This is a genomic window from Amycolatopsis sp. NPDC034160, from assembly GCF_055575355.1.
Genome location: NZ_JBVISU010000001.1, coordinates 753,121 through 778,161 on the forward strand (window position 1 = coordinate 753,121; position 25,041 = coordinate 778,161).

At 69.7% G+C, this 25,041-nt stretch carries 21 protein-coding genes and 1 other RNA gene; 13 read left to right on the plus strand and 9 right to left on the minus strand.

Annotation, left to right across the window (positions count from 1 at the left end; translation table 11 throughout):
- Positions 1 to 62: 62 nt before the first annotated feature.
- The 5 genes from ACZ54P_RS03720 (at position 63) to ACZ54P_RS03740 (ending at position 9,666) form a co-directional block, all read left to right on the plus strand.
- Positions 63 to 1,721 (plus strand): N-6 DNA methylase, encoded by a 1,659-nt coding sequence (locus tag ACZ54P_RS03720; protein WP_465459989.1) that lies wholly within the window; start codon positions 63 to 65, stop codon positions 1,719 to 1,721.
- A 1-nt stretch (position 1,722) separates the two neighbouring features.
- On the plus strand, positions 1,723 to 2,607 hold the full coding sequence (locus tag ACZ54P_RS03725) for a serine/threonine-protein kinase (RefSeq protein WP_465459990.1): 885 nt from the start codon (positions 1,723 to 1,725) through the stop codon (positions 2,605 to 2,607).
- Between the two features lie 155 nt (positions 2,608 to 2,762).
- Positions 2,763 to 3,416 carry a L,D-transpeptidase gene (locus tag ACZ54P_RS03730; protein ID WP_465459991.1) on the plus strand — a complete coding sequence of 218 codons (654 nt, stop codon included), beginning with the start codon at positions 2,763 to 2,765 and terminating at the stop codon, positions 3,414 to 3,416.
- A 523-nt stretch (positions 3,417 to 3,939) separates the two neighbouring features.
- Entirely contained in the window at positions 3,940 to 6,759 is a 2,820-nt protein-coding gene (locus ACZ54P_RS03735; RefSeq protein ID WP_465459992.1) for a PQQ-dependent sugar dehydrogenase, read from the plus strand.
- A gap of 87 nt (positions 6,760 to 6,846) precedes the next feature.
- The gene (locus ACZ54P_RS03740) at positions 6,847 to 9,666 is read left to right on the plus strand and encodes a PQQ-dependent sugar dehydrogenase (protein WP_465459993.1); all 2,820 of its coding nucleotides are present in this window, start codon (positions 6,847 to 6,849) and stop codon (positions 9,664 to 9,666) included.
- Between the two features lie 159 nt (positions 9,667 to 9,825).
- On the opposite strand, the gene ACZ54P_RS03745 is transcribed toward ACZ54P_RS03740, so the two are convergent.
- Entirely contained in the window at positions 9,826 to 11,349 is a 1,524-nt protein-coding gene (locus ACZ54P_RS03745; RefSeq protein WP_465459994.1) for a 3-hydroxyacyl-CoA dehydrogenase, read from the minus strand.
- Positions 11,350 to 11,517: 168 nt separating this feature from the next.
- Between ACZ54P_RS03745 and ACZ54P_RS03750 the strand changes: the two genes are divergently transcribed.
- Both ACZ54P_RS03750 and ACZ54P_RS03755 read left to right on the plus strand, forming a co-directional pair.
- The gene (locus ACZ54P_RS03750; protein WP_465459995.1) at positions 11,518 to 11,709 is read left to right on the plus strand and encodes a hypothetical protein; all 192 of its coding nucleotides are present in this window, start codon (positions 11,518 to 11,520) and stop codon (positions 11,707 to 11,709) included.
- A 9-nt stretch (positions 11,710 to 11,718) separates the two neighbouring features.
- Complete coding sequence (locus ACZ54P_RS03755; protein ID WP_465459996.1) at positions 11,719 to 12,342, plus strand: TetR/AcrR family transcriptional regulator; 624 nt, start codon at positions 11,719 to 11,721, stop codon at positions 12,340 to 12,342.
- On the opposite strand, the gene ACZ54P_RS03760 is transcribed toward ACZ54P_RS03755, so the two are convergent.
- On the minus strand, positions 12,326 to 13,015 hold the full coding sequence (locus ACZ54P_RS03760) for a TetR/AcrR family transcriptional regulator (RefSeq protein WP_465459997.1): 690 nt from the start codon (positions 13,013 to 13,015) through the stop codon (positions 12,326 to 12,328). The genes ACZ54P_RS03755 and ACZ54P_RS03760 overlap by 17 nt on opposite strands.
- A gap of 117 nt (positions 13,016 to 13,132) precedes the next feature.
- On the opposite strand from ACZ54P_RS03760, the gene ACZ54P_RS03765 reads away from it, so the two are divergent.
- On the plus strand, positions 13,133 to 13,573 hold the full coding sequence (locus tag ACZ54P_RS03765) for a nitroreductase family deazaflavin-dependent oxidoreductase (protein ID WP_465459998.1): 441 nt from the start codon (positions 13,133 to 13,135) through the stop codon (positions 13,571 to 13,573).
- A 237-nt stretch (positions 13,574 to 13,810) separates the two neighbouring features.
- Here ACZ54P_RS03765 and ACZ54P_RS03770 read toward each other — a convergent pair whose 3' ends face one another.
- From ACZ54P_RS03770 to ACZ54P_RS03780, 3 genes are all read right to left on the minus strand, one after another.
- Positions 13,811 to 14,023, minus strand: coding sequence for a hypothetical protein (locus tag ACZ54P_RS03770; protein WP_465459999.1), 213 nt, complete (start codon positions 14,021 to 14,023; stop codon positions 13,811 to 13,813).
- A 67-nt stretch (positions 14,024 to 14,090) separates the two neighbouring features.
- Positions 14,091 to 14,747: a response regulator gene (locus ACZ54P_RS03775; RefSeq protein WP_465460000.1), complete on the minus strand. Its 657-nt coding sequence runs from the start codon at positions 14,745 to 14,747 to the stop codon at positions 14,091 to 14,093.
- Positions 14,744 to 15,919, minus strand: coding sequence for a sensor histidine kinase (locus ACZ54P_RS03780; protein WP_465460001.1), 1,176 nt, complete (start codon positions 15,917 to 15,919; stop codon positions 14,744 to 14,746). Before ACZ54P_RS03780 ends, ACZ54P_RS03775 begins: the two co-directional genes overlap by 4 nt.
- A gap of 52 nt (positions 15,920 to 15,971) precedes the next feature.
- On the opposite strand from ACZ54P_RS03780, the gene ACZ54P_RS03785 reads away from it, so the two are divergent.
- Positions 15,972 to 17,045 carry a DEAD/DEAH box helicase family protein gene (locus tag ACZ54P_RS03785; protein ID WP_465460002.1) on the plus strand — a complete coding sequence of 358 codons (1,074 nt, stop codon included), beginning with the start codon at positions 15,972 to 15,974 and terminating at the stop codon, positions 17,043 to 17,045.
- Here ACZ54P_RS03785 and ACZ54P_RS03790 read toward each other — a convergent pair.
- Positions 17,039 to 17,671 carry a hypothetical protein gene (locus ACZ54P_RS03790; RefSeq protein WP_465460003.1) on the minus strand — a complete coding sequence of 211 codons (633 nt, stop codon included), beginning with the start codon at positions 17,669 to 17,671 and terminating at the stop codon, positions 17,039 to 17,041. The genes ACZ54P_RS03785 and ACZ54P_RS03790 overlap by 7 nt on opposite strands.
- 169 nt (positions 17,672 to 17,840) lie before the next feature.
- Here ACZ54P_RS03790 and ACZ54P_RS03795 point away from each other — a divergent pair, with 169 nt between their 5' ends.
- Together ACZ54P_RS03795 and ACZ54P_RS03800 are read left to right on the plus strand one after the other, a co-directional pair.
- Positions 17,841 to 18,590 (plus strand): response regulator transcription factor, encoded by a 750-nt coding sequence (locus tag ACZ54P_RS03795; RefSeq protein ID WP_465460004.1) that lies wholly within the window; start codon positions 17,841 to 17,843, stop codon positions 18,588 to 18,590.
- On the plus strand, positions 18,568 to 20,052 hold the full coding sequence (locus ACZ54P_RS03800; protein WP_465460005.1) for a sensor histidine kinase: 1,485 nt from the start codon (positions 18,568 to 18,570) through the stop codon (positions 20,050 to 20,052). Before ACZ54P_RS03795 ends, ACZ54P_RS03800 begins: the two co-directional genes overlap by 23 nt.
- 1 nt (position 20,053) lies before the next feature.
- Here the strand turns inward: ACZ54P_RS03800 and ACZ54P_RS03805 are convergent, their stop codons facing one another.
- Positions 20,054 to 20,944 carry a serine/threonine dehydratase gene (locus ACZ54P_RS03805; protein WP_465460006.1) on the minus strand — a complete coding sequence of 297 codons (891 nt, stop codon included), beginning with the start codon at positions 20,942 to 20,944 and terminating at the stop codon, positions 20,054 to 20,056.
- Positions 20,945 to 20,990: 46 nt separating this feature from the next.
- Here ACZ54P_RS03805 and ffs point away from each other — a divergent pair.
- Positions 20,991 to 21,085: signal recognition particle sRNA small type (gene ffs / locus ACZ54P_RS03810), an RNA gene on the plus strand.
- Here the strand turns inward: ffs and ACZ54P_RS03815 are convergent.
- Positions 21,084 to 21,929 carry a spermidine synthase gene (locus ACZ54P_RS03815; RefSeq protein WP_465460007.1) on the minus strand — a complete coding sequence of 282 codons (846 nt, stop codon included), beginning with the start codon at positions 21,927 to 21,929 and terminating at the stop codon, positions 21,084 to 21,086. The genes ffs and ACZ54P_RS03815 overlap by 2 nt on opposite strands.
- A gap of 30 nt (positions 21,930 to 21,959) precedes the next feature.
- Between ACZ54P_RS03815 and ACZ54P_RS03820 the strand changes: the two genes are divergently transcribed.
- Positions 21,960 to 24,014 (plus strand): DNA polymerase III subunit gamma and tau, encoded by a 2,055-nt coding sequence (locus tag ACZ54P_RS03820; RefSeq protein ID WP_465460008.1) that lies wholly within the window; start codon positions 21,960 to 21,962, stop codon positions 24,012 to 24,014.
- A gap of 125 nt (positions 24,015 to 24,139) precedes the next feature.
- Here the strand turns inward: ACZ54P_RS03820 and ACZ54P_RS03825 are convergent, their stop codons facing one another.
- Positions 24,140 to 24,970, minus strand: a complete 831-nt coding sequence (locus tag ACZ54P_RS03825; protein ID WP_465460234.1) for an N-acetylmuramoyl-L-alanine amidase — start codon at positions 24,968 to 24,970, stop codon at positions 24,140 to 24,142.
- Positions 24,971 to 25,041 lie beyond the last annotated feature (71 nt).

Sequence of the window (25,041 nt, forward strand, 5' to 3'; positions counted from 1 at the left end):
AGCTGTGTACTGAGTTCACAAATAAAGGGCTGGAATCGTCAGCTGTCGGTTACGATGCGCCGATGGAGGAGCAAGCCACCGTCAGCGCGGCGGACATCGCGCATATCGCCGGCGTCGGCCGCGCCGCGGTGAGCAACTGGCGTCGACGTTACGGAGATTTTCCGCCGCCCGTCGGCGGGACGGTGTCGAGCCCCCTCTTTTCGCTGCGCGATGTCGAAAACTGGCTGCGTGAGCGGGGGAAGCCGTTCGAGATCTCGCTCGGGGACCGGATCTGGCAGCGGCTGCGGAACCTCGGTGACGACCTGTGGCTGAGCTCGAGAATCGGCAGGGCGGGCACGTTCCTGTCACACCGGGGCTCGCGAGAGTGGGATTTTTCGCCCCGCCACGACGATCCCGAATTGCTCGAACTCTTGGACCGCTTCGCCGACGAGCGGGGTGCGCGGGAGGCCTTCGAGTTCCTGTGCGAACGCTTCGTCGAGGCGCACTCGCGGCAACTGTCCATCACCCCGGAACCGGTGGCCGCGTTGATGTCCCGGCTCATCGGCCCCGACCCCGGTGTCGTCCTCGATCCCGCGTGCGGGCTCGGGACGCTGTTGCTCGCCTCCGGCGGCACCCGGCTGCTCGGTCAGACCGACGACCCGGCGATCTCGTGCATCGCGGCGCACCGGCTGCTGCTCGCGGGCGCTCAGATGGAGATGTACGGCGCGGACGCCCTGCCGATGGACTCCTACGAAGGAGTTCTCGCGGACGCCGTCGTCTGCGACCCGCCGTTCAACGATCGGGAATGGGGTTACGACGAACTCGTCGGCGACCCACGCTGGGAGTACGGCCAGCCGCCACGCGGCGAGCCGGAACTGGCGTGGGTGCAGCACTGTCTCGCACACGTGAAACCCGGCGGGCTGGTCGTGATCCGCATGCCGCCCGCCGCCGCCGCGCGCCGGACCGGCCGCCGGATCCGCGGGAACCTGTTGCGGGCCGGGGCCTTGCGCGCGATCGTGACGGTCGGCGGCGCGGATCTCTGGCTGCTGCGGCGGCCGAAACCCGGCGAACGACCGCCCTCCCGGTTGCTCCTGCTCGCCGATCCGTCCACTGTGGAGGAACAATGGCGGGAGCACCTGCGGGGCGTCGAGGTGCCGGGCGCGGTCCCGGTCATCGACCTGCTCGACGAGGAGATCGACCTTTCCCCCGCGCGGCATCAGGCAAGGGACGAACACGCGGGCGAGGCCTTCCTCGCGACACGACGGCGGTTCGAGGAGATCCGGCCAGAACCCCCGTCGCTAGTCGTGTCCGCTGAGAAACCCGCGTTCACCACGATCGCCGAGCTGCTGAAGTCCGGGGTGCTGAGTATCCCGGAGACGGTGGAGGAGGGTGACGTCGTCGCGTCCCCGGCGGTGCCCGCGTATGTCCACAGTGGACCATCCATCGAGGTGGAGCCGTCGATGTCGAAGTATCGCACCGATCCGGAACGACTGGACGCGGCGTTCCTCGCCGGCTGTCTGCGCGCGGCCGGGCAGATCGCGCCGACCTCCTCGACCCGGATCGACCTCAAACGCACCCGGATTCCGCGCCTGCCGATCGAGGCCCAGCGTGCGCACGGGGAGGCTTTCACCCGGCTCGCGGAGTTCGAGGAGGCAGTACGCGAGGCGGCTGAATCGGGTCTGGAGCTGGTGAGGCTAGGGTTGGCAGGGCTCACCGAAGGCCAGCTCATCCCGGAGAATTAGGTTGCTTATCGCCGACCGCTACGAACTCGACGAGCTGCCGCTCGGCCGGGGTGGGATGGGCGCGGTCTACGCGGGCCACGACCGGCATCTCGGCCGCCGCGTCGCGGTGAAGTTCCTCGGGCTTCCCGGCGGTCCGGACGCCGAACTCGAACAGCGTTTCATCCGGGAGGCGCGGATCCTCGCGACCCTGGAGCACGCGGGCGCGCCGACGCTGTACGACTTCGGCACCTACGACGAGCGGTTGTACCAGGTCATGCAGTTCATCGAGGGCGTGACCGTCGCCGATCTCGCCGCCGAACACGGACCGCTGCCGGTGCCATGGGCGGCCGCGATCGCCGCGCAGGCGTGCGCCGTCCTGTCGGCCGCGCACGCGCTTTCGATCTGCCACCGCGATCTCAAGCCGACGAACCTCATGCTGTGTCCCGACGGCAGTGTGAAGGTGCTCGACTTCGGGCTCGCGATGCTGCGTGAGACCGACGTCGCCCAGTTCACCCGCGCCGGGCAGATCCTGGGCACACCCGCGTACATGGCGCCCGAGCAGATCCAGCGCGGGATCGCCGGCCCGCGCAGCGATCTGTACGCGCTGGGCTGCGTCCTGCACGAAATGCTGACCGGCAGGCAGCTGTTCACCGGGCCGACGGCGTACGCGGTGTTCGAGAAGCAGGTCAAGGAAAGCCCGGCCGAAGTGGACGGTGTCCCGGGCGGACTGAACGCCCTGCTCGCGGATCTGCTGCAGAAGGACCCGGACAGACGTCCCGCGGACGCGAACGAACTGTTCGACCGGCTGGCCGTGTTCGCCAGTGACCTGCCGCCGCTGCCCGGATACCTGGACGAGGGCGCCAACCCGGGCAGGATGTACGCGAGAGTCGTCGGCCGCGTGCCCTGATTTCCGCAGGTGAACCCGCGGCCGCGATCGACGTCGGCAGGGCGCTGCCTGCCAGCCCTGAGATGTGATCGTGACCTTCCGATCAACAACCCCGGACGGGTGAGTTCCGTCTTTACCCATGTCGGACGGACTACGGACAAACGGGGGTAAGGGTCGTGAAGAGGTTCTTGGTGGGGGTGACCGCACTGGCCACCGCGCTGGTGCTGACCGCGTGTTCCGGCAACACCGGTGGCGGCGCGCCAGGTGGTGGCGCCCTCGCGCAGGGTGACCCGGCCTCCGGGACCACGACCACGTCGGCGCCGTCCTCGGCACCTGCCACGTCGTCACCGACACCGACGCCGAGCAGCTCCAGCTCCACACCGCAGCCGACGTCCTCAAAGCCCAAGCCCAAGCCGACGCCGAAGCCCACGCCGAAACCGGCGGCCAAACCCGCCGCGAACGCCGCCGACGTCCCGTGCAAGGCCGCGCTGGCCTCCCCGGGCGTGAGCGCCTGCGTGGACCTCTCCGCGCTGAAGACCTGGTTGCTGCAGGACGGCAAGGTCATCTACGGTCCGGTCAAGCAGCTCCCCGGCAAGAAGGGCCACGCGACGCCGACCGGGGTCTTCCACGTTTCGGCCAAGGTCAAGAACTACCATTCGAAGCAGTTCGACGCGCCGATGCCGAACTCGGTGTTCTTCCTGCCGGGGATCGCTTTCCACACCGGCAGCCTGTCGGTGTACTCGCACGGCTGCATCCACCTGGCCGCGGCGGCTTCGCAGAAGTACTTCACGACTCTGCAGAGTGGCGACGTGGTGCAGGTCGTGGCCTGACGCTTCCGGTGAGGCGTGGGTCGTGACGTGCGGTATTTCCGGTCCCCTTGCTTGCGGTGAAGTACATGAAGGCCCCCTTCCTTGCGCCAGGCGCAAGGAAGGGGGCCTTCATGTACCGAGGGAAGGTGTGAAGGTCGAGTTTCCTCGGCTGAGCTGCGAGAAAGGGGCCTTCACGGCACGTCGTAGTTGTGGATGGGCCTGTTCGCCGGGGTGGCGAGCCGAGCGAAGGCGTAGCTCGCGTGCTGGATGCCGCGCTCGGGTGTTACGCCTCCAAGCACACGAGATCCGGCGTCAAGCACGCGAGTGCGGTGCCACGTCACCCGGGCCTCCCATCCCGCCCGAACGCGCCACGTTTGCCTTACCACTCGATAACCCGAATCGCCACGCACGACCACCGTGAGCCAGCGTTCTGGTGCGGATCATTGCGGTTCGGTGTCGTTGGGATAAACGAAAGCCCCCGGCGGCAATGACTTTCCCGTTCCCGGCGACGTGTCCATGACACGCCGGAAATGGGGAAGTGCGGATGATCAGGAACCGGGTACTCACTCGCGTGCTCGTCGCGCTGTCGGTTTCCCTCTTGCTTCTCCCGGGTTGGGTGGGCGCTCCGGAAGCGAACGGGGCGCCCACCTTGCCGTCCGGGTTCGTCCTTCGTGATCAGCCGAGCGGGCAGGCCGCGTTCGACCTGACCGATTTCGCTTATCTGCCGGACGGTTCCGTGCTCAGCACCGGCAAGAGCGGCAAGGTCGCATGGGTGTCCGACACCGGCCAGTCGCGGACGATCGCGACACTTCCCGTGCACGACAACGGTGACCTCGGCCTCGTCGGCCTCGCCGTCGCACCGGATTTCGCGACGTCGCGCCAGATCTACCTCGCGTGGTCGTTCAACGCGGGCGGCGGGTTCACCATGCGGGTCGCGCGCTGGACGGTGACCGGCGCGGACGTTCCCACGGGCCTCGCGAACGAACGAGTGCTCGTCGACCTCCCCGGTTTCCACGACGTCCACGGCGTCACGGGGCTCGTCGCGGCGGACGACGGTACTTTGTGGATCTCCATCGGCGACGCCGCCGACTTCACCAGGATGGATCCCGACGCGTTGCGCGCACTCGACCTCGATCAGCTCTACGGCAAGATCCTGCACGTCACCGCGGACGGCGTGGGCGTCCCCGGTAACCCGTTCTACTCCGCGGCGGCGCCGAATTCGAACCGCTCCAAGATCTTCTCCAGCGGTTACCGCAGCCCGTTCCGATTCTCACTCGATCCACGCCTCGGTCTCCCGGTCGTCGGCGACGTCGGCTGGAACACCTGGGAAGAGGTGAACGTCGTGCGGCCGGGCGAGAACCACGCCTGGCCTTGCTGGGAAGGGAACTCTCCGACGCCGGGGTACTCCGGCCTGGCCGGCTGCGCGGGTGTCGTCAACACCCCGCCGATCACCGCGTATCACCACGGTTCCGGTATCGACGAAGGCAACAGCGTCACCGCGGGGATCGTCTACAGTGGATCGTCCTATCCGGACGAATACCGGGGCGCGTTCTTCTTCGGCGACTACGTCACGCAGAAGATCTGGACGATGACGTACGACGGTCAGGGCAGGCTTGTCCAGCCGCCGCAACGGCCGCCGCGGTTCACCGGCGTCGGTGGCCCGGTCAAGTTCGCGGCCGCGGCCAACGGCGACATCGTCTACGCCGACATCTACACCGGGAACCTGCGGCGGCTCAGTTATCCGGGGGCCAACGCGGAACCGGTGGCGGTGGCGACGTCGAGCACCGAGCCGTCGACGAGGACGGTGACCTTCGACGGCGCCGGCTCCTACGACTTCGACGGCGATCCGCTCACCTATTACTGGGATTTCGGTGACGGCACGAGCCAGAGCGGAGTCCGCGTGAGCCACCCCTACGCCGCGGGAGTGGGCACGGTGACCGCGCGGCTGACCGTCACCGACCGCCTCGGCGCCACCGGCGGCACGGACGTCGTCGTGGTCCCGGCGAACCACTCACCGGAACTGGGTATGACGGATCTCGGCGCGCGCACCTACGCGGTCGGGGAACCGGTCGTCGTCGGCGCGGGCGCCACCGACGCCGAGGACGGTGCGCTGCCGATCACCTGGACCACGCTGATCCGGCACTGCCCGGAGGAAGCGACCTGTCACGCGCATCCCGGCGCTCCCGGCACCGGGCCGTCGTTCTCCATGCCGTTCACCGAGCACCAGGATTCCCGGGTCGAGATCACCGCGGCGGTGACCGACGGCGCCGGGGTGAGGGCGAGCAAGACCTACGTCGCCCGGCCGCGTGAACATCTGTTGACGTTGACCGGCAACGTCCCGGCGGCGCTGGGGATCCCGGCCGAAGGCGGGGTCGGCACCGCGATGGTCGCCGAGGGCGCGACGTTCGAGGTCGTCGCGGCCGAGGTCGCCGCGGACGGTGTTTCGACCTTCGCCAACTGGTCCGACGGAAGGACGTCGCGCACGATCACCATCACCGTCCCGCCGCGCGACCTGACCCTGACCGCCACCTACCTCACCCCGATCGACAAGCGCTACCAGGCGGAACCCGCCCTGCGGCAACGACTCGGCGCCCCGACCGGCCCCGAGGTCGTCGACGGCACCGTGCGTTACCGGCCGTACACGGGCGGCAGGCTCTACTGGAGCGCCGAGACCGGCGTGAAGCAGATCGAGGGCCAGATCCTGGCGAAGTACCTCGCGCAGGGCGGGCACCGGAAGTTCGGGCCGCCCGCGACCGACGAGACGGCCACCGCGGACGGTGCCGGCCGGTACAACCACTTCCCGAACCGGCCGGGCACGCTGCAGTCGTCGATCTACTGGACCATGGCGACCGGAGCGCATCCGGTCTACGGGCGGATCCGGGTGAAGTGGGCGGCGTTGGGCTGGGAGGCCGGACCGCTCGGGTACCCGACGACGGACGAACTGCCGACCCCCGACGGCATCGGCCGGTTCAACCACTTCAGCAAGAACGCGTCGGTCTACTACACGGTGCAGACCGACGCCAAGGCGATCTGGGGCCGGATCCGCGCGAGGTGGGAGGCGCTGGGCTGGGAGGCCGGGCCGCTCGGCTACCCCGCGACCGACGAGACGGCGACCCCGGACGGCATCGGCCGGTTCAACCACTTCACGAAGGCGGGCTCCGTCTACTGGTCGATGGCCACCGATTCGCACGCCGTCTACGGGGCGATCCGGCAGCGCTGGGCCGCGCTCGGCTGGGAACGGTCGTACCTGCGCTACCCTACGACGGACGAGTTCACCATCCAGATCGGACGGCAGAACAGCTTCCAGAGCGGCTACGTCACCTGGAACCGGACCACGGGTCAGATGATCGACCGGCGCTGGTGATCACAGTTCCATAAAGGCGCTCGAAAGTGTGAAATGCCCACGTAGACCCGGTCGATGAGACGTTCGACTGGGGAAAGGGGCCCTCGCATGCCTTCGAGAATCCGTGCGCTTTGTCACGCCGTCGTGGCGTTGATGGTGGCGACGTTGCTCGCGCCGTTGATGTCCACCGTGGCGTCCGCGGCGCCGACGCTGCCGCCCGGCTTTGTCCTGCGGGACCAGCCGAGCGGCCAGGCCGCGCTCGACCTGACCGACTTCGCCTACCTGCCCGACGGATCGATCCTGACCACCGGCAAGGGCGGCAAGGTCGCCTGGGTGTCCACCACCGGACAGGTCCAGACCGTCGCCAACCTGCCCGTGCGCAGTACCGGGGATCTCGGTCTGATCGGGATCGCGATCGCGCCCGACTACGCCACCTCCCGCACGATCTACACCGCCCGCGCGGTCGACGTCCCCGGCGGGATCGCCCTGCGCGCCTCGCGCTGGACGGTGTCCGGCACCGCGCAGCCGACCGGGCTGACCGGGGAAAAGGTCCTCATCGAAGGCCTCGCCAACACCGACATCCACGGCATCACCGGGGTGGTGGCCGCCCCGGACGGCACGGTGTGGGTCTCGACCGGCGACAGCTCCCGCTTCCAGGGCGACGCCGACCCGTTCGCGCTGAACGTGCGCGACCTCGACAAGATCTTCGGCAAGATCTTCCACGTCACCGCGGACGGCGCCGGCGTGCCGGACAACCCCTACTACACCGCCGCGAACCCGAACTCCCTGCGCTCGAAGGTGTTCGCGAGCGGCTTCCGCAGCCCGTTCCGGTTCAGCCTCGACGCGGCCACCGGTCTCCCGGTGGCCGGCGACGTCGGCTGGGGGACCTGGGAAGAGGTCAACTTCGTCCAGAAGGGCGCGGACCACGGCTGGCCTTGTTTCGAAGGCAACCAGCCCGCCGACGGTTTCTCCACGATGGCGCAGTGCGCTTCGGCGGTGAACACCCCGCCGATGCTGGCGATCCGCCACGGCGAGGGCGTCGACAACGGCAACAGCCTCACCGGCGGCATTGTCTACAGTGGAGAGTCGTATCCGGAGGAGTACCGGGGGGCGTACTTCTTCGGCGACTACGCCACGCAGAAGCTGTGGACCGCCAAGTACGACACGCAAGGACGGCTCGTCCGCCCGCAGGAGACGCCGCCGAAGTTCACCGGCATCGGCGGTCCGGTCAAGTTCGCGGCCGCGGCCAACGGCGACATCGTGTACGCCGACCTCTACAGCGGTCTGCTGCGACGGCTCAGCTACACCACCGGGAACAAGGCGCCGGTCGCGGTGGCCACTTCGGAGACGAATGCCGACACCCGCACGGTTTCCTTCGATGGCACCGCTTCGTACGACTTCGACAACGAGCCGCTGACCTATGAGTGGGACTTCGGCGACGGTAAGACCGGCACCGGTGCGAAGGTCAGCCACACCTACGCGGCGGGTGTCGAGAAGCTCACCGCCAAGCTGACGGTGAAGGACGGGCTGCAGGCCGCCGGGAGCACGGAAATCGCCGTGGCGCCCGGAAACCACTCGCCGAAGCTGACCATGACCGACCCCGGTGCGCGGCTGTTCGCGGTCGGCGAGCAGGTCAAGGTCGGCGCGACGATCACCGACGCCGAAGACGGTGAGCTTCCGGTCACCTGGACCACGTTGATCCGGCACTGCCCCGAGAACGCGGTCTGCCACGCGCATCCCGACCACGGCGCGACCGGGCCTGAGTTCACCATGCCGTTCACCGACCACACGGACTCCAACCTGGAGTTCACCGCGTCGGCGACCGACAGTGCCGGTGTCAAGGTGTCGAAGACCTACATCGCGAAGCCTCGTGAGCACCGGCTCACGCTGACCAGCAATGTCGCCGCGGCACTCGGCATCACGCCGGAAGGCGGTGCGGCTTCGGCGATGGTGGTCGAGGGCGCGACCGTCGAGATCCAGGCGGCCGAGGTGGCTTCGGACGGTTCGTCGACCTTCACCGGCTGGTCCACCGGGGCCACCGGCCGGCTGACCAAGATCACCATGGGCGCCACGGACCAGACGCTCACGGCGAACTACATCACGCCGATCGACAAGCGCTATCGCGACGAACCCGCGCTGGCGCAACGACTCGGCGCGCCGACCGCGCCCGAAGCGGTCGACGGAACGGTCCATTTCCGCACTTACGAACGCGCACGGCTGTACTGGTCGAAGGAAACGGGCGTCAAGCATATCGAGGGCGAGATCCTCAAGCAGTACCTCGCCCTCGGCGGCCACAAGGAATTCGGCCCGCCAGCCAGCGACGAGATGACCACGCCGGACACCATCGGTCGCTACAACGACTTCCCGATGTGGCCCGGAAAGCTGCAGTCGTCGATCTACTACACGGTGAACACCGGAGCGCACGCGGTGTTCGGCCGGATCCGGATGAAGTGGAAGGCGCTGGGCGCGGAGGCCGGGGAGCTCGGCTACCCGACCACGGACGAGCGGACGACGCCCGACGGCATCGGCCGGTTCAACCACTTCAGCAAGAACGCGTCGGTCTACTACACGGTGCAGACCGACGCCAGGGCCATCTGGGGCCGGATCCGCGTCAGGTGGGAAGCGCTCGGCTGGGAGGCGGGTCCCCTGGGGTACCCGACCATGGAGGAGGCGACGACGCCGGACGGTATCGGCCGGTACGTCCACTTCACCAAGGCCGGCTCCATCTACTGGACGATGCAGACCGACGCGCACGGCGTCTGGGGGGCCATTCGGCAGCGCTGGGAGGCGCTCAGGTGGGAGGCCGGTTACCTGAGGTACCCGACGACCGACGAGTTTTCGGTCTCGGGCGGACGGCAGAACAACTTCCAGGGCGGCTACGTGTTCTGGAACGCGTCCAACGGTGCGGTGACCGACCGCGGCTGGTAAGCGGTAATCGCGCGTGAAGGCCCCCTTTCCCTCGGCTCAGTCGAGGGAAAGGGGGCCTTCACCCGCTCCGCCTTCGTGTACTACGCGTTTAGTCCTCTGAATGCGGTCCTTGCGCGTGCAACTACCGCGTTTAGAGGACTAAACGCGGGGGTCGACGGGTCAGGTGAGCAGGTCGGCCGGTGAGGTGCCGGAGGCGGTGAGCGGCAGGCCGAGGGCGACTCGTTCGGTGAGCCAGCCGCTCGGCCGGTAGCGCGGGTCACCGGTGCTCGCGACCAGACCGCGCAGCACCCGCAGGAGGAGCTCGGCGCCCGCCTCTTCACCCCAGGTCAGCGGTCCACGTGGGTAACCGAGTCCGAGCCGGACGGCGGTGTCGATGTCCTCCGGCGTCGCGAGCCGCTGTCCGGCGATGAAGCAGGCGGTGTTGACGATCGACGCCAGCAGCCGCTGCGCGATCGGCGCGGGGCCGTCGCGGACCACGGTCACCGGCAGCCCGGTCGCGGCGAGCGCGCCCCAGGCGGTGCGGCCGGCGGCCGGATCGAGCGCGGGGTGCACCGAGAGCGTCAGGCGTTTTCCGTAGCCGCCGAGCGGATCGACCCCGACGACGCGTTCCGCCGGGAGACCGGCCGCCAACGCGGCGTCCACAGTGGATGATCCGACCGGGCTGACGATCAGGACGGTGTCCGGATAGGCCGTGTGCACGACCTGGATCCCCGCCGACGACAGCAGCGTGCCGAGGCGTTCGTCTTCGACCCACACCGGCGTCGTGGGCGCTTCCGGCGCCGTCGGCTCGGGCTCGGCCTGCTGCGCACCGTCGACGTAGCGGTAGAAGCCCTCGCCGTTCTTGCGTCCGAACAGCCCGGCGGCGACGCGCGGGCGCGTCAGCCACGACGGCCGCAGCCTCGGTTCGCTGTGGAATCCGCTCCAGATGCTTTCCAGCACCGCGTGCGAGACGTCGAGACCGGTGAGGTCGAGCAGTTCGAACGGGCCGAGTTTCAAGCCGAGCACATCACGCGCGACGCGGTCGACTTCGGCCGGGCTCGCGATCCCTTCGGCGAGGATCTGCAGTGCTTCGGTGCCCAGCCCGCGGCCGGCGTGGTTGACCAGGAAGCCAGGGGCGTCGCGGGCGAGCACGGGTTCGTGCCCCCAGCGGCGGACGAGTTCGGTCATCGCGGGCGGCAGCCAGGCGTGAGTGCGTGCGCCGGGGACGACCTCGACCAGCCGCATCAGCGGGACCGGGTTGAAGAAGTGAAGTCCGAGCAGCCTGCCGGGATCGCTCAGCGCGGCGGCGATCTCGGTGACCGAAAGCGAACTGGTGTTGGTGGCGAACACCGTGTCCGGGCCGCAGACGCGTTCCAGTTCGGCGAACAGCGCGCGTTTGATCTCCAGATCCTCGCGGACCGCTTCGACGACCAGGTCGATGCCGTCGGCGGGGGCCAGCGGATCGGCGACCGCGATCAGCCGATCCTTCGCGGACGCGGCGGCCTCTTCGGTGATCTTGCCCTTCGAGGCGAGTTTGCCGAGCATCGCGCAGACATGGTCGATGGCCTTCTCGACGGCGTCGGGCTGGGCGTCGGCGAGCTCGACTTCGAGCCCCGCCGTCACGGCGAGCTGGACGATGCCGCGGCCCATCACCCCGGTTCCGATGACCCGGATCCTGCCGACCTGCTCCGCCCACTTCTCCACCGCGAGCCGCCTTTCCCTCGATGTCGTCCCCGGCGTGACGTTAGCCGCCACGCGGATATCTCGCCCGGAAGGGTGATCCGTGCCCCAGCCTGCGTAAGGCCGCCGAACCGGGGCAGTCCCTCCGTGAAACCGAGTGTTCCGCGCACCGCCTCCGAAGGGAAACCTCCCATGGCCACCGCCCCCGCCGCCGCAGCCGTCCGGACCACGCCGTTGCTCCTGGTCGCCGTGCTCTTCGGTGCCGTCTCCGCCTTCTTCGCGAGCCAAGCGCTGTGGCCGCTCACCGCCTTGGTCGTCGTGGTTGCCCTCGCCGTCCTCGCGGGCGGGGTGTGGCTGAGCGGGCGTAAGGGCAGCGAACTCTAGGATCGCCATGTGGCGGCGAAGCGCTTGACGCGAGAAGAAAGTCGCGAGCAGACCAAACGGCGCCTGCTCGCGGCGGCCGCCGAGCTGTTCGCCGAACGCGGGGTCAACGGCACGTCGGTCGAGCAGATCGCCGAACGGGCCGGATTCACGCGTGGTGCCTTCTACGGCAACTTCGACGGCAAACACGAGCTGGTCGTCGAACTGCTGCGCCGCCGGACCCAGCGCGAGGCCGAGGAGGTCACCGCGCTGCGTGAAGGCGTCGGTTCCTTCGCCGAGATGATGGACCGGCTGCGCGTCTGGAACGTCGAGCGCGCCGAACATCTCGCGGGCTGGCTGACCCTGCGCACCGAACTGGCGCTTTACGCCCTGCGGAATCCCGAGGCGCGGCCGCTGGTCGGTGAAGGCGAGAAGTCGACAAGGGCGTTGCTGGAGACCTCGGTCAAGACCGAACTCGCCGCGCGGGGCGTGGAACCGCCCGCCGACCCGGCCTTCCTGGCGTTGATCCTGCACGCGCTCGAGGACGGCCTCCTGCTGCAGCGTTTCCTCAGTCCCGAGGGGACCGGTGACGAGGACGTGGTGGACGCCGTCCAGCTGCTGATGCGCTCGTGGACCGCGCTCAGCCGGTCATCCTGATCCCGACGAACTCGGCCATTTGACGGGTCCCGTGCGCGAAGAACGCGTCCGATGGGTCGACGCTGCCGACGTACTGGCCGAACGACTCGAAGTTGATCATCCCGAACAGCTGGGTCCAGGCCATGATCAGGCGGGACGCCGTCTCCGGGGCCAGGTTGACGCGGAGGGTCTCGGTGACGGCGTCGAGCTGGTGCATCAGCTCGACGGGCATTTCGCCGACCTCGGTCTCGACCCGCAGGTTCGCGTCACGCAAGACGGCGACCAGCGCGAACGCCACCCGGCCGGCGGGCGTGATGGTGTCCCGCGGGGCTTGGTAGCCGGGGATCGGCGAACCGTAGATCAGCGCGTACTCGTGCGGATGCGCCTTCGCCCAGGCGCGGACCGCTCGCCAGATCGATTCCCACCGTTCCAGCGGACTCTTCTCGGGCGCGTCGGCGGCCTCCGCTGCCTCGCCGACGGCGTTGTAGGCATCGATGATCAAGGCGGTCAGCAGCTGTTCACGGCTGGAGAAGTACCGATAGAGCGCCGACGAGACCATGCCGAGTTCCCGCGCGACGGCGCGGAGTGAAAGGCCCAGCGCGCCGACCTCGGCGAGCTGGCGGCGGGCTTCGTCCTTGATCTCACGGGTGAGCTCGGCACGGGCGCGTTCACGTGCGGTCTGGGTGGCGGGCACGCTCTCACTGTAGAGCATCGCACCTAAATGAGAGCACTGCTCTTGACGTGAAGCGGTGCTCTGGTGTTCCCTGCTCTTAACGGAGAGCGCTGCTCTCCCAAACTTTCAGGAGCCGAGATGACCGCCCCTCGCTACATCAAGCCCGCGAAGGCGACCAACGCGTTCAACGAGTTCGTGCTCAAGCTGACGAAGCTCGGCGTCAGCGTCTTCGGCAGCCGGGTCCTCTCGGTCCGTGGTCGCAAGAGCGGCGAACTCCGCTCGGTCCCGGTCAATCTGCTGAAGCTGGACGGCGAGCGCTATCTGGTCGCTCCGCGCGGCGTCACGCAGTGGGTGCGGAACCTGCGTGTCGCGGGCGAGGGGGAACTCAAGGTCGGGCGCCGCACCGAGACGTTCACCTGCACCGAACTCGCCGACGACGAGAAGCCCGACATCCTGCGCGCCTACCTCAAGCGCTGGAAGTTCGAGGTAGGCGTGTTCTTCGACGGTGTCGACGCGAAGGCGTCCGACGAAAAGCTCCGGGAGATCGCGCCCGGCTACCCGATCTTCCAGATCCGCTGACGCCGTTAGGACGCTTCGAACGCGACCGACGAGGGTCGGCCGATGCCCAATGTCCACAAAGGACAAACCCCTGCGGGCGGGTGACCGATTGATGTCCTTATGTACGGTTTCGCGTCACCTGCGACCCTGCTCGCGGGAGGTACATGATGGTCCCCTTCCTTGCGCCTAGCGCAGTGAAGGGGTCCTTCATGTACTGGGGAAGGTGTGACTGAGGGTGCTGCTGCAGCTTTGAGGGACTCACGACCGGTCGTCGGTGGGCGCTCGCCTGCCCCGGCGGGCGGTGGCCGCCACCAGCACCACCCCGACCAGGAACGCGACGAGTCCGATCAGGAACCACAGCTTCTGCCCGGTCATGAAGCTGCCGGTCAGCACGCCGGCGCCTTGGAGCACCCAAACGCCGCCCACCAGCAGGAAGACCAGCCCGATCGTGAGCGTGATCCAGCGCTTCATTCGCAGCTCCCCGCCTCGACGTGCCCTGGAGCGATTCTGTCACCGGCGGCCGCGTCCGGCGAACTGATCACCGGCCGCCGACGAGACCGTTGCGGTAGGCGTAGACGACGGCGTGCACCCTGTCCCGCAGCCCGAGCTTCGCCAGGATCCGGGAAACGTGCGTCTTCACCGTCTCCTCGCCGACGTGCAGATGCGCGGCGATCTCCGCGTTGCTGGAGGCGTCGGCGACCAGCAGGAGGACCTCGCGTTCGCGGGAGGTGAGCCGTTCCAGTTCCGCCGGTTCGGCGGCGACGGGTTCGATGCTGGTGGCGAAGGTCGAGACCAGCCGCCGGGTCACCGTCGGGTCGATCAGCGCGTCGCCGCGCGCGGCCACCCGCATGGCGGAGACGAGTTCTTCGGGCGCGAGGCTCTTCAACAGGAATCCGCTCGCCCCGGCCCGCAGCGCGCGGTAGACGTACTCGTCGGAGTCGTAGGTCGTCAGCACGAGGACGCGGGTGTCGTTGCCGGGCGCCGACATGATCGCCTCGGTCGCGGCCAGTCCGTCCAATTTGGGCATCCGGACGTCGAGCACCGCGACGTCCGGGCGCAGCGCGGCCGCTTGAGCGACGGCCTCGCGTCCGTCCGCGGCCTCGCCGACGCATTCGAAGTCCGCCTGGGTGTCCAGCACCGCGCGCATTCCGGACCGGAACATCGCGTGGTCGTCCGCCAGCAGAACCCGGATCACTCGACCTCCAAAGGAAAACCGACTCGAACCCGCCAATGCCGCCCGTCGTCCAGCGGCCCGCATTCCGCGTGCCCGCCGAACAACGCGACGCGCTGCCTGATCCCGGCGAGACCGCGTTTCGTCGACTCGGCCGACGAGCCCCCGCTCGGACGGCCGATCTCGTTCGTGATGGTGAGGACGACCTCGGTCTGCCGGTAGGAGAGGTCGATCTCCACGACGCTGTCCAGCCCGTGCCGGAGCGCGTTCGTCAGCGCCTCCTGCGCGATGCGGTACAGCGCGATGTCGACCGAGCCCGGCAGTTCCCGCGGTCCACCGTGACTGGTCATCCGCGCCGGAAGTCCGGCGGTGCGGAGGTTTTCGAGCAGCTCGTCGAGATTGTCCAACCCCGGCTGCCGCTGCGCGTCTCCGTTCTCCTTGCCGTGCAACAGATCCAGCAGGCGCCGGAGATCGGCCATCGCGGCCCGGCTCGACGATTCGACGGCGGAGAGCGAACGCCGTACGGCGGGTTCGCCGTCCGGCAAACCAAGCCGTGCGGCCCCGGCGTGCACGCCGATCGCGCTGACGTGGTGGGAGATCACGTCGTGCAGATCCCTGGCGATCGTCGTGCGCTCTTCGATGACGGCACGGCGCACCGCCTCGGCTTCGTGCTGCCGTCGCTGTTCTTCCGCGCGTTGAAGATCGGCGATGTACGCGCGCCGCGCGGTCGTGTAACGGCCGACCATCCACGGGAGCAGTCCGCTCACGCCGACGTCGATGATCAGCAACCGCCAGTCCCGGTCGCCGCGGTCGACCGGGATGAGGTTGCAGGCGACGAGCCCGGCGAGCATCGCGGCGAGCGCGGCCACCGCGGGTTTGGTCGAGAGCCAGGCGCCCGCACGGTATCCCGCGATCAGCACGCCCGCGTTGGTGGCCTGCAGGTAGTGGTCGTAGGGGAACAACAGCAGCGGCGCGGCGATGAGAAGTGTGGCGTGCGCGGCCGAAACCCAGCCCGAGTACCGAGACGGCCCGGCGAGCGCGATGTTGGCGAGAATCCCGCCGAACAGCACCACCCACGCCTGCCAGCCGAGGGAGAGCGGCGGCCCGGCGATGAGGTATATCCCGGCGTCGGAGACCAGACAGACGGCCGCGACCGCACCGGCCTGCCTCGCCAGCGAACCACTGATGTCCCGCACGCGCCCAACTCTGCCCTATTTCGGTGGACAAAGGTTCTTAAGATCGAAAGCCATGAGGGCCGCGAAGACGCCCGTGCTCTGGACGACAGGGGCACCGGGCGCCGGGAAATCGACCACCGCCTGGGGTTTGTACACGCGCGTCGTGGAAGCGGGTGGCAACGTCGCGTACGTCGACATCGACCAGCTCGGGTTGATCGGTCCACCGCCAGGTGGTGGCGAAGCCGCGCACGCGATCAAGGCGGCCAATCTGCTCCAGGTGCTGGAGATCCTGCGCCACCGGGGCACCCGGCAGGTCGTCGTGTCCGGGGTGGTGGATCCCGAAAACGGTGTCGAGTCGTCCTTCGAGGGCCGCGACTTCGACCTCACGCTCGTCCGCCTGACCTGCGATCGTGACGAACTGCGGAGCCGTTTCCTCGGCCGTGGTTCGCCGGCCGAGGCCCTGCCCGACCTCTTCGCGGTGGCCGCCGCCTACGACCGCACCGGCTTCGGCGAGGAGATGGACACGACCGGCCAGCGCCCGGAACAGACCGTGGAGGCCTTGTTCCGGCGTTGCGTCGTGGCCGACGGACCGGTCCGCCGACCGGACCTGGGGGAGCCTCTGCCCGGACCGGTGACCGTGGTGACCGGTCCGACGGCGGTCGGCAAGTCGACGGCCGCGTGGCGGGTGCTGCGGGACTTCTGGCAGCAGGAGACGCCGGTCGCCTATGTCGATCTCGCGCAGCTCGGGTTCGCCCACCCCGGCCCGGACCCGGCGTTGGAGGCGGCGAACCTCGCGGCACTCTGGCGCGGCTACCGTGAGGCTGGAGCGCGGCGACTTCTCGTCGTGGCCAGAGAATTGCGCCCGGAGCACCGCCGGGTCTTCGAGGAGGTCACCGTCGTCCATCTCGACGCGGACGCCGCGGCGCTCGCCGAACGCGTCCGGCGCCGGTCCGATGGCGACTCCGCGCTGCTGGCAGGCGACGAACTCCGTGGCGCGCCACCCGGTGTGCGGGACCGGGTGGCCGCCCGCGCGGTCACCGAGGCGGAGCGGATGCGGGCGTCCCGCGGCGACCGCGTCGTCCTCGACACCTCCGGACAGGAGCCCGCCGAGACGGCCGCCGCCCTGCTCGCCGCCGTGCGTCAATAGCCGGCGCGCGGACCGCCCTGACCCTGCTGACCCTGCTGACCCTGTTGTCCTTGACCGGGCTGGCCGCCGGTCTGGCCGCGCTGGTTCTGCCCGGCCTTTCCGATGGTCGTCGCCGTCGCGGTGTCCCCGGAGACCTTGGCGGTCACCGTCACCGTCTCGCCGGTCTTGGGGTCGCCGGTCTTCCGCGTCGACGCGTCGATCGTGTAGACCTGCCGGTAGCCGTCCTTGCTGGTCAGACTGACGGACGTCGCGCTGATCTCGGTGATCTCCCCGGTCTGCAGCCGCTCCGTGCTGTAGCCGCCTTTGCCGTCCGGGACGACGAAGTCGCCGTGCAGTGTGTCACGCGGCATGCCCCCGCCGGGGCCGATCATCACCCGGCCACCGCCGGGGCCGCCCATCATCCCGCCCTGAGCGCGTTCGGCCCCGTTCGCGACGGTTCCCGCCCAGATCGCGGCTCCGCCGCCGGCGGCGATCACCACCGCCACCCCGGCCGCGACCGCGGTCTTGCGGCCGGACCACGCTTTCTTGGGGGTACCGGGCGGGACGGGCGCGCCCCAGGCGGCGGGTTCTCCCGTCGCGGGCTCGGTCGGCCCCGCGGGCTCGCCGGGTTTGGTCGGTTCGGTCATCTGGTCGCCTCCGTGTACTCGGTTGCGGCCATGCTCGGCGCCGTCGCTGTGCGGAAGCTGTGCCGACCGTGGGCACGCGCTGTGATTCCGCCCCGGCCGGGTGATCGTTCACAGGAAACGCACAGGCCGGACACAGGGAAGCCTCAACGGAGGCGCTCAGGATGGCAGCATGACCAGTGTGAACGTCCCTTCGTCAGGTTCCGCGAAGGCAGGCCTGCGCCGTGCCGACGGCAGTCCCGTGCGGGTGCTGGTGGTCGACGACGAGGCGACGTTGTCCGAACTCGTGTCGATGGCCCTGCGCATGGAGGGCTGGGACCTCCGCACCGCCGCCGACGGCGTCGAGGCGGTCCGGGTCGCCAGGGAGTTCCGGCCGGACGCGGTGGTACTGGACGTCATGCTGCCGGACATGAACGGGCTGGAGGTGCTGCGCCGCCTGCGTTCCGAGGTGCCGAACCTGCCGGTGCTGTTCCTGACCGCGAAGGACGCGGTGGAGGACCGGATCGCCGGGCTCACCGCGGGCGGCGACGACTACGTCACCAAACCGTTCAGCCTGGAGGAGGTCGCGCTGCGATTGCGCGCGCTGCTGCGGCGCGCGGGCGGGGTCGCCGGGCCGAGCGGTTCGACGCTCGTCGTCGGCGACCTGACCCTGGACGAGGACAGCCGCGAGGTGCACCGCGGTGGTGATCCGGTGCCGCTGACCGCCACCGAATTCGAACTGCTGCGCTACCTCATGCGCAATCCGAAGCGCGTGCTGTCGAAGGCGCAGATCCTGGACCGGGTGTGGAGCTACGACTTCGGCGGCCAGGCCAACATCGTCGAACTGTACATTTCCTACCTCCGCAAGAAGATTGACGCCGACCGGGAACCGATGATCCACACGATGCGCGGCGCCGGGTATGTCCTCAAGCCCGCGGGCTAGGCGGCCCTGGTCCCTGCGACGGCGGCTGATCGCCCAGGTCGCGGGGCTGCTCGCGCTCGTCTGCCTGGTGGTGGGCGTGGTGACCGAACTGGCGTTGCGGGACTTCCTGTTCGGCCAGCTCGACGCGCGGATCGCCGAGACCAGCGAACGTGCCAGCCGTCCGCCGCCGCCGGGCCGTCCGGGTGGCGATCGGGTTCCCGAAGGCCTGCGTGCCTACGGCCAGAGCACCGGTTCGTTGTTCGTGAACATCCTCCCGGACGGCCGGGTGGTCGCGGCCGTGCTGCGGTCCAGCTACGACGCGAAGGTCGCCGACCCGTTCCCCCACGACCCGATCGGCCCGGCCCAGCTGTCGGCCCTGCTGCGGTCGACGCCGACCGACAAGCCGACTGACGTGGACCTCGGGGCGCTCGGGGAGTACCGCGTGGTGGCCAAGCAGGCGTCCAACGGCGGGATCGCGATCACCGGACTGCCCACAAAGGACGTCACGGATACCTTGTGGAACCTGGGTTTCATCTTCGGCGGGGTCGCCATCGGCGGCATCCTGCTGGCCGGCGCGCTCGGCGCGGTGACCGTCCGGCGCACCATGCAACCCCTCGACCGGCTGGCCGCCACCGCGACCAGGGTCGCCGAACTCCCGTTGGACCGCGGCGAGGTCGCGCTCTCCGAACGAGTGTCCGAAGTGGACACCGATCCGCGGACCGAGGTCGGCAAGGTCGGGTTCGCGCTCAACCGCATGCTCGGGCACATCGCGGCCGCCCTGTCCGCGCGCCAGGCCAGCGAGAGCCGGGTGCGCCGGTTCGTCGCGGACGCCAGCCATGAACTGCGGACGCCGCTCGCGGCCATCCGCGGCTACGCGGAACTCACTCGCCGCTCCGGCTCCGAGGTGCCGCCGGACATCGCGTTCGCGATGGGGCGGGTGGAATCGGAATCCACCCGGATGACCGGCCTCGTCGAGGACCTGCTGCTGCTCGCGCGGCTCGATTCCGGCCGCCCGGTGGTGCACGAGCCGGTCGATCTCTCCCGGCTGGTCGCGGACGCCGTCGCCGACGCGCACGTCTCCGGGCCGGAGCACAAATGGCTGCTGGAGGTCCCGCCCGAACCGATCACCGTCCTCGGCGACGCGGGTCAGTTGCACCAGGTGGTGATCAACCTGCTCGGCAACGCGCGCACGCACACCCCGGCCGGAACCGAAATCACCACCGCTCTATCCACAGTGGACTCCATGGTGACACTGTCCATTGTCGACACCGGGCCGGGAATCCCGCCGGAGTTCCTCCCGGACGTCTTCGAACGGTTCGCCCGCGGCGACGATTCCCGATCGCGGGCGGCGGGCAGCACCGGACTCGGACTGGCCATCGTCGCGGCCGTGGTCGCCGCGCACGGGGGGCAGGTCGGGGTGGCCAGCCGTCCGGGGCGGACGGAGTTCCGGGTTCAGTTCCGCGCCGCTCCTGTTCAGCGCTGATTCACGGCGTCCACTCGCTGTTCGCGCCGCACAGGATGACGCAGGGCAGCTCGCCGCCGGTCCGCCCGGCCAGCCAGGCGGCGAACGGGACCGCCGCGGCCGGTTCGACGGCGAGCCGGAACTCCTCCCAGAGCCGGTCCCGTGCGGCGAGCAGTTCCGCGTCGCTGACCAGCACGGACGTGACCCGCGTCCGGAGTACCTCGAACGGGACGCTCCCGATCCTGCTCGCGCCCAGCGCGGACGCCGCCACCGAGTCGATGTCCACGTCCACCGGCGTTCCCGCCGCCAGCGCCGCGTTGAGCGCACGGCACCCTTCGGGTTCGACGGCGAATGTCGGCAACCCGGCCAGCGACGTCCCGGCGACCAGCCCACCACCGCCGACGGCGACCAGGAAGGCGTCGACGTCCGGCGCGTCCTCGATCACCTCGGCCGCGACGGTGCCCTGGCCGGCGACGACGGCGGGATCGTCGTAGGCGGGGAGGTACCGCGTACCCGGCTCGGACGCGGCTTCGAGCGCCTTCGCGGCCGCCTCGGCGTACGTCGTGCCGTGGCGGATGAGCTTCGCGCCCGTGGCCTCGATCCGATCCGTCTTCGCCTGCGGAGCGGACTCCGGCACGTACACCGTCGCGGGCACGTTGAGCAGCGAAGCCGCCGTCGCCACGCCCAGCCCGTGGTTACCGCCGGACGCCGTCAGCACCCGCTCCGGCAGCGGACCGCTCACCAGCGCGTTCACCGCACCCCGCAGTTTGAACGACCCGCTCCGCTGCAGATGCTCCAGCTTGAGGACGAGCGGCCGCCCGTCGACTTCGGCGCGCAGCACCGGCGTGCGTCGCACGAACGGATGGACGGCTTCGGCGGCTTCGCGGACATCTTCCCAGGTCGGAGTACTCATACCCCCCACTGTCCTCCATGCCGGGACGGGAGTGACTACACTGGTCCCCGGACCCCGCGCGGCGTCCATCTTGTGAACCTCCCCAGGGCCGGAAGGCAGCAAGGATAAGCAAGCTCTGACGGGTGCGCGGGGTCCCCTTTCATTTCCGGGGCTCGAAGATGCCGAAGACGTCTTTCGGCGGTATCGGGGACGGCAGGGCGTCCGCGTCGGTGATGGGCCGCGCTTTGCCTCGCAGGTCACGGAGGTCTTCGCCCGCGACACAACGCGCCGGATAGGTCGCCGAGGCGGCCCGGCGGGTCATGTCGGTCACGGGCAGTTCGACGCGAGAAGCGGCGACCACGATGTTGCCGAAGCGGCGGCCCCGCAGGACACCCGGTTCCGCGAGCAGCGCGAGGTGCGGGAACGACGTCGCCAGTGTCGCCAGGAAACGGCGGAGGAACGGCAGATTCGGGCCGTCGGAGACGTTCGTGAGGTAGGTCCCGCCCGGTCGGAGGACGCGCGCGACCTCGTTCGTGAACTCCACGGTCGCGAGCCCGCCGGCGAACACTCCCCGCTCGAAGGCGTCCACGATGACCAGGTCGGCCGAAGCGTCATACCTGCCGGAGACGCCTTCGCGGCCGTCGCCGACACGGACCTTCAGTCCCTTCAGACCCAGCTGCTCGCGGATGAGCGCGACGAGTTCGCCGTCGGCGTCGAAGACCAGTTGACGTGAGCGCGGCCGCGTCGCCGTGATGTAGCGGGGGAGGGTGCAGGCCGCTCCGCCGACGTGCAGCACGTCGAGCGGCCCTTCGCCGAGGCAGTCGACGACGTCGGCGATCCGGCGGACGTAGTCGAACTCGAGATCCGTGGGATCGTCGAGGTTGACGTGCGACTGGGCGACCCCGTCGACCGTGATCGTCCAGGCGTTCGGGCGATCGGTGTCGCGGAGCAGTTCGGCGGCGCCGAAGCGGACCGGGTAGGTGCCTGGGGTCGGTGCTGGTCCCACCTGTCGGGCCCTCCCGGTAGTCTCGCGGCCGTGGCATTAGCGCTGTACCGAAAGTACCGTCCGGCTACCTTCGCCGAGGTCGTCGGGCAGGAGCATGTGACCGATCCGCTGCGGACCGCGTTGGCGGCCGGCCGGATCAACCACGCCTACCTCTTCTCCGGCCCGCGCGGCTGCGGCAAGACCTCCAGCGCGCGCATCATGGCGCGGTCGCTGAACTGCGCGAAGGGCCCGACACCGGATCCGTGCGGCGAGTGCAACTCGTGCCGCAACCTCGCGCCCGAGGGCCCCGGCAGTGTCGACGTCACCGAACTCGACGCCGCCAGCCACGGTGGTGTCGACGACGCCCGCGAACTGCGGGACAGGGCCTTCTACGCCCCGGCGGACTCGCGCTACCGCGTCTTCATCATCGACGAGGCGCACATGGTCACCACGCAGGGTTTCAACGCCCTGCTGAAGATCGTGGAAGAGCCGCCGGAGCACCTGATCTTCATCTTCGCGACCACCGAACCGGACAAGGTGCTGCCCACCATCCGGTCGCGGACGCACCACTACCCCTTCCGGCTGATCCCGCCCAGTTCCATGCGCGAGCTGCTCGAACGCAACGTCGCCGCCGAGGGCGCGAAGGTCGAGCCCGCCGTGTACCCGCTGGTCATCCGGGCGGGCGGCGGTTCGGCGCGGGACACGCAATCGGTGCTGGATCAGCTGCTGGCGGGGGCCGGGCCGGACGGCGTCGACTACTCGCGGGCGGTGTCCCTGCTGGGCGTCACCGACGTGGCGCTCATCGACGGCATGGTCGACGCGCTGGCCGCGGACGACGCGGCCGCGGTGTTCGGCACCGTCGAGAAACTCGCCGAGGCCGGGCACGATCCGCGCCGGTTCGCCACCGACCTGCTCGACCGCCTGCGCGATCTGGTGATGCTGCGTTCGGTGCCGGATGCGGGGGAACGCGGACTGGTCTCCGCGCCGGACGACGAACTCAAGAAGATGCAGGAGCAGGCCGCCAAGCTGGAGCCGGCCACGCTCTCGCGCTACGCCGACATCGTCCACAATGGACTTCTGGAGATGCGGGGCGCGACCTCGCCGCGGCTGGTGCTGGAACTGCTGACGGCACGGATGCTGCTGCCGTCGGTCGCCGAGGGCGCCAACGCGCTGCTCGCCCGGCTCGAACGGCTCGAACGCCGCGCCGCTTCGGCACCCGCGCCGGTCGCCGGTGCCGCTCAAGCCGTCCAGGCCGCTCCGGTCGCCCAGACGGCGCCGGTCGCTTCGGTGGGCGCGGCGCCGACCCCGGTCGCTCCCGCCGGTGAGCCCGTTCGTGAGTTTCAGCGGCCCTCGCGTCGTGCTCCTGCTTCCGACCAGCAGGCCACGCCGGTCCAGCAGCCCGCGCCGGCGGCTCAGCCCGCCGCGCGGCCCGAGCCGGTCGCTCCCCAACGTCCTTCCGTCCCCGCTGCCTCTCCGGCGCCCGCGGCCACGCCGGCGCCTGCGGCGGCTTCGAGTGGCGGGTCGGACGCGGACGGGATCCGCGGCCGCTGGCCGCAGGTGCAGGCCGCGATCCGCAAGCTCCCGGGTGGCGCCGTGACCGGGGCGATGCTCACGCAGGCGAGTGTGGTCGGCGTCGAAGGCAACGCCGTCACCCTCACGCACAACGCGGAACCGGTGGCACTCAGGCTTTCCGAACCGCAGCACACGGAGCGCATCGCGGCCGCGTTCAAGGAGGTCTTCGGCGGCGACTGGCAGGTACGGTGCGTGCACGGCGCCGCGCAGACCCGGCAGGCCGCCGCTCCCAAGGCCACCGCGCCGCCGCCTTCGGCCGAGCGATCGTTCACCCGCCGGTCCGCCGAGGTGTCCGGCGCCCCTGCGGCGCCTCCGCCGCCGCCGAAGCCGGAGCCTCAGCGGCCCAAGGTCGCGACGACGGAACCGGACATTCCGCTCCCGCCCGAGCCGGTCGAGGACGACGAAGAGCTCTACTCGGAGGACGCGAGCCCCGCTCCGCCCCCTCCGCCGCTCCCGCCCGAGCAGGACCCGGAGGAGATCGCCCGGAAGCTGCTCACCGACCACCTCAACGCCCGCCCCCTCGAAGAACGCTGACGAGCGCTGACGAGAACGCTGACGAGCGCTGACGAGAACGCGTTTCGTCCTCTAAATGCGGTAGTTCGCGATGCCAACTACCGCATTTAGAGGACGAAACGCGGCGGGGCGAACGCGGTGGGGGGTCAGGCCGCCAGGTAGTCCGCGATGGCCTTCGCGATGGAGGCGGCGTACTGCTGGCGCCCTTCTTCGCTCGCCATCGCCGCGGCTTCGGCGGCGTTGCGCATGTTCCCGCATTCGACGAGTGCGGCGGGCCGGGTCGAGAGGTTGAGCCCGGCGAGGTCGGAACGCGGCGCGAGCCCGTTCGAACCGAGGTAGGTCGACGTCGGGAAGCCACCCGCGCGGAGGCCGTCCCGCAACGCCGTCGCGAGTTTCGCCGAGGGCTCGCCCTGCTGCGCGTTCAAGGGCGGTGCCGAATAGGCGATGTGGAAACCGTGCGCACCGGCGGAATTCGAGCCGTCGGCGTGGATCGACACGACAGCGTCCGCCGCCGCGTCGTTCCCGATCGCGGCGCGTTCGTTCACGCACGGACCGACGCCGTTGTCGTTCTGCCGGGTGAGGATGACCCGGATTCCCTTGGCGCTCAAGGCTTCCGCGATCCGCTGCGACACATCCCAGGTGAACGCGTGCTCGGCGTAGCCGGAATTCGTCGAGGTTCCGGTGGTGTTGCACGGTTTCGTCTTGCCTCGCCCGGCGGGCACCTGCTTGTTGATCTCGCCGGGCCTGCCCGCGTTGCCGCCGTTGTGCCCGGGGTCCAGCACGACGACCTTCCCCGTCGCCGGTCGCTGAGTGGCGGGTGGCGGTTGCGGCGCGCTCGAAGGCGGCACCGAACTCGATTGCGTCGGCTGCGGAGGCGTGGTGAAGACGGTGGTGGTCCCCGGAGCGGACGACGTCGACGGCGGCGACGCGGGGGTCTCGACCCCACACGCCGCGAAGAGCGTCAATCCGATCGCCATCACCAGGCTCAGCCGTCGTCGCACGGCGCCAACGGTGCCATACGAGTGGCGGCTAGGCTGGTAGGCGGCAC

Coding starts and splice junctions, on each gene's coding strand:
- ACZ54P_RS03785 (WP_465460002.1), top strand. CDS start 15,972: ATGAGGGCCGCGAAGACGCCCGTGCTCTGGACGACAGGGGCACCGGGC.
- ACZ54P_RS03790 (WP_465460003.1), bottom strand. CDS start 17,671: ATGACCGAACCGACCAAACCCGGCGAGCCCGCGGGGCCGACCGAGCCC.
- ACZ54P_RS03800 (WP_465460005.1), top strand. CDS start 18,568: ATGTCCTCAAGCCCGCGGGCTAGGCGGCCCTGGTCCCTGCGACGGCGG.
- ACZ54P_RS03825 (WP_465460234.1), bottom strand. CDS start 24,970: ATGGCGATCGGATTGACGCTCTTCGCGGCGTGTGGGGTCGAGACCCCC.
- ACZ54P_RS03805 (WP_465460006.1), bottom strand. CDS start 20,944: ATGAGTACTCCGACCTGGGAAGATGTCCGCGAAGCCGCCGAAGCCGTC.
- ACZ54P_RS03740 (WP_465459993.1), top strand. CDS start 6,847: ATGCCTTCGAGAATCCGTGCGCTTTGTCACGCCGTCGTGGCGTTGATG.
- ACZ54P_RS03770 (WP_465459999.1), bottom strand. CDS start 14,023: ATGAAGCGCTGGATCACGCTCACGATCGGGCTGGTCTTCCTGCTGGTG.
- ACZ54P_RS03750 (WP_465459995.1), top strand. CDS start 11,518: ATGGCCACCGCCCCCGCCGCCGCAGCCGTCCGGACCACGCCGTTGCTC.
- ACZ54P_RS03765 (WP_465459998.1), top strand. CDS start 13,133: ATGACCGCCCCTCGCTACATCAAGCCCGCGAAGGCGACCAACGCGTTC.
- ACZ54P_RS03720 (WP_465459989.1), top strand. CDS start 63: ATGGAGGAGCAAGCCACCGTCAGCGCGGCGGACATCGCGCATATCGCC.
- ACZ54P_RS03735 (WP_465459992.1), top strand. CDS start 3,940: ATGATCAGGAACCGGGTACTCACTCGCGTGCTCGTCGCGCTGTCGGTT.
- ACZ54P_RS03795 (WP_465460004.1), top strand. CDS start 17,841: ATGACCAGTGTGAACGTCCCTTCGTCAGGTTCCGCGAAGGCAGGCCTG.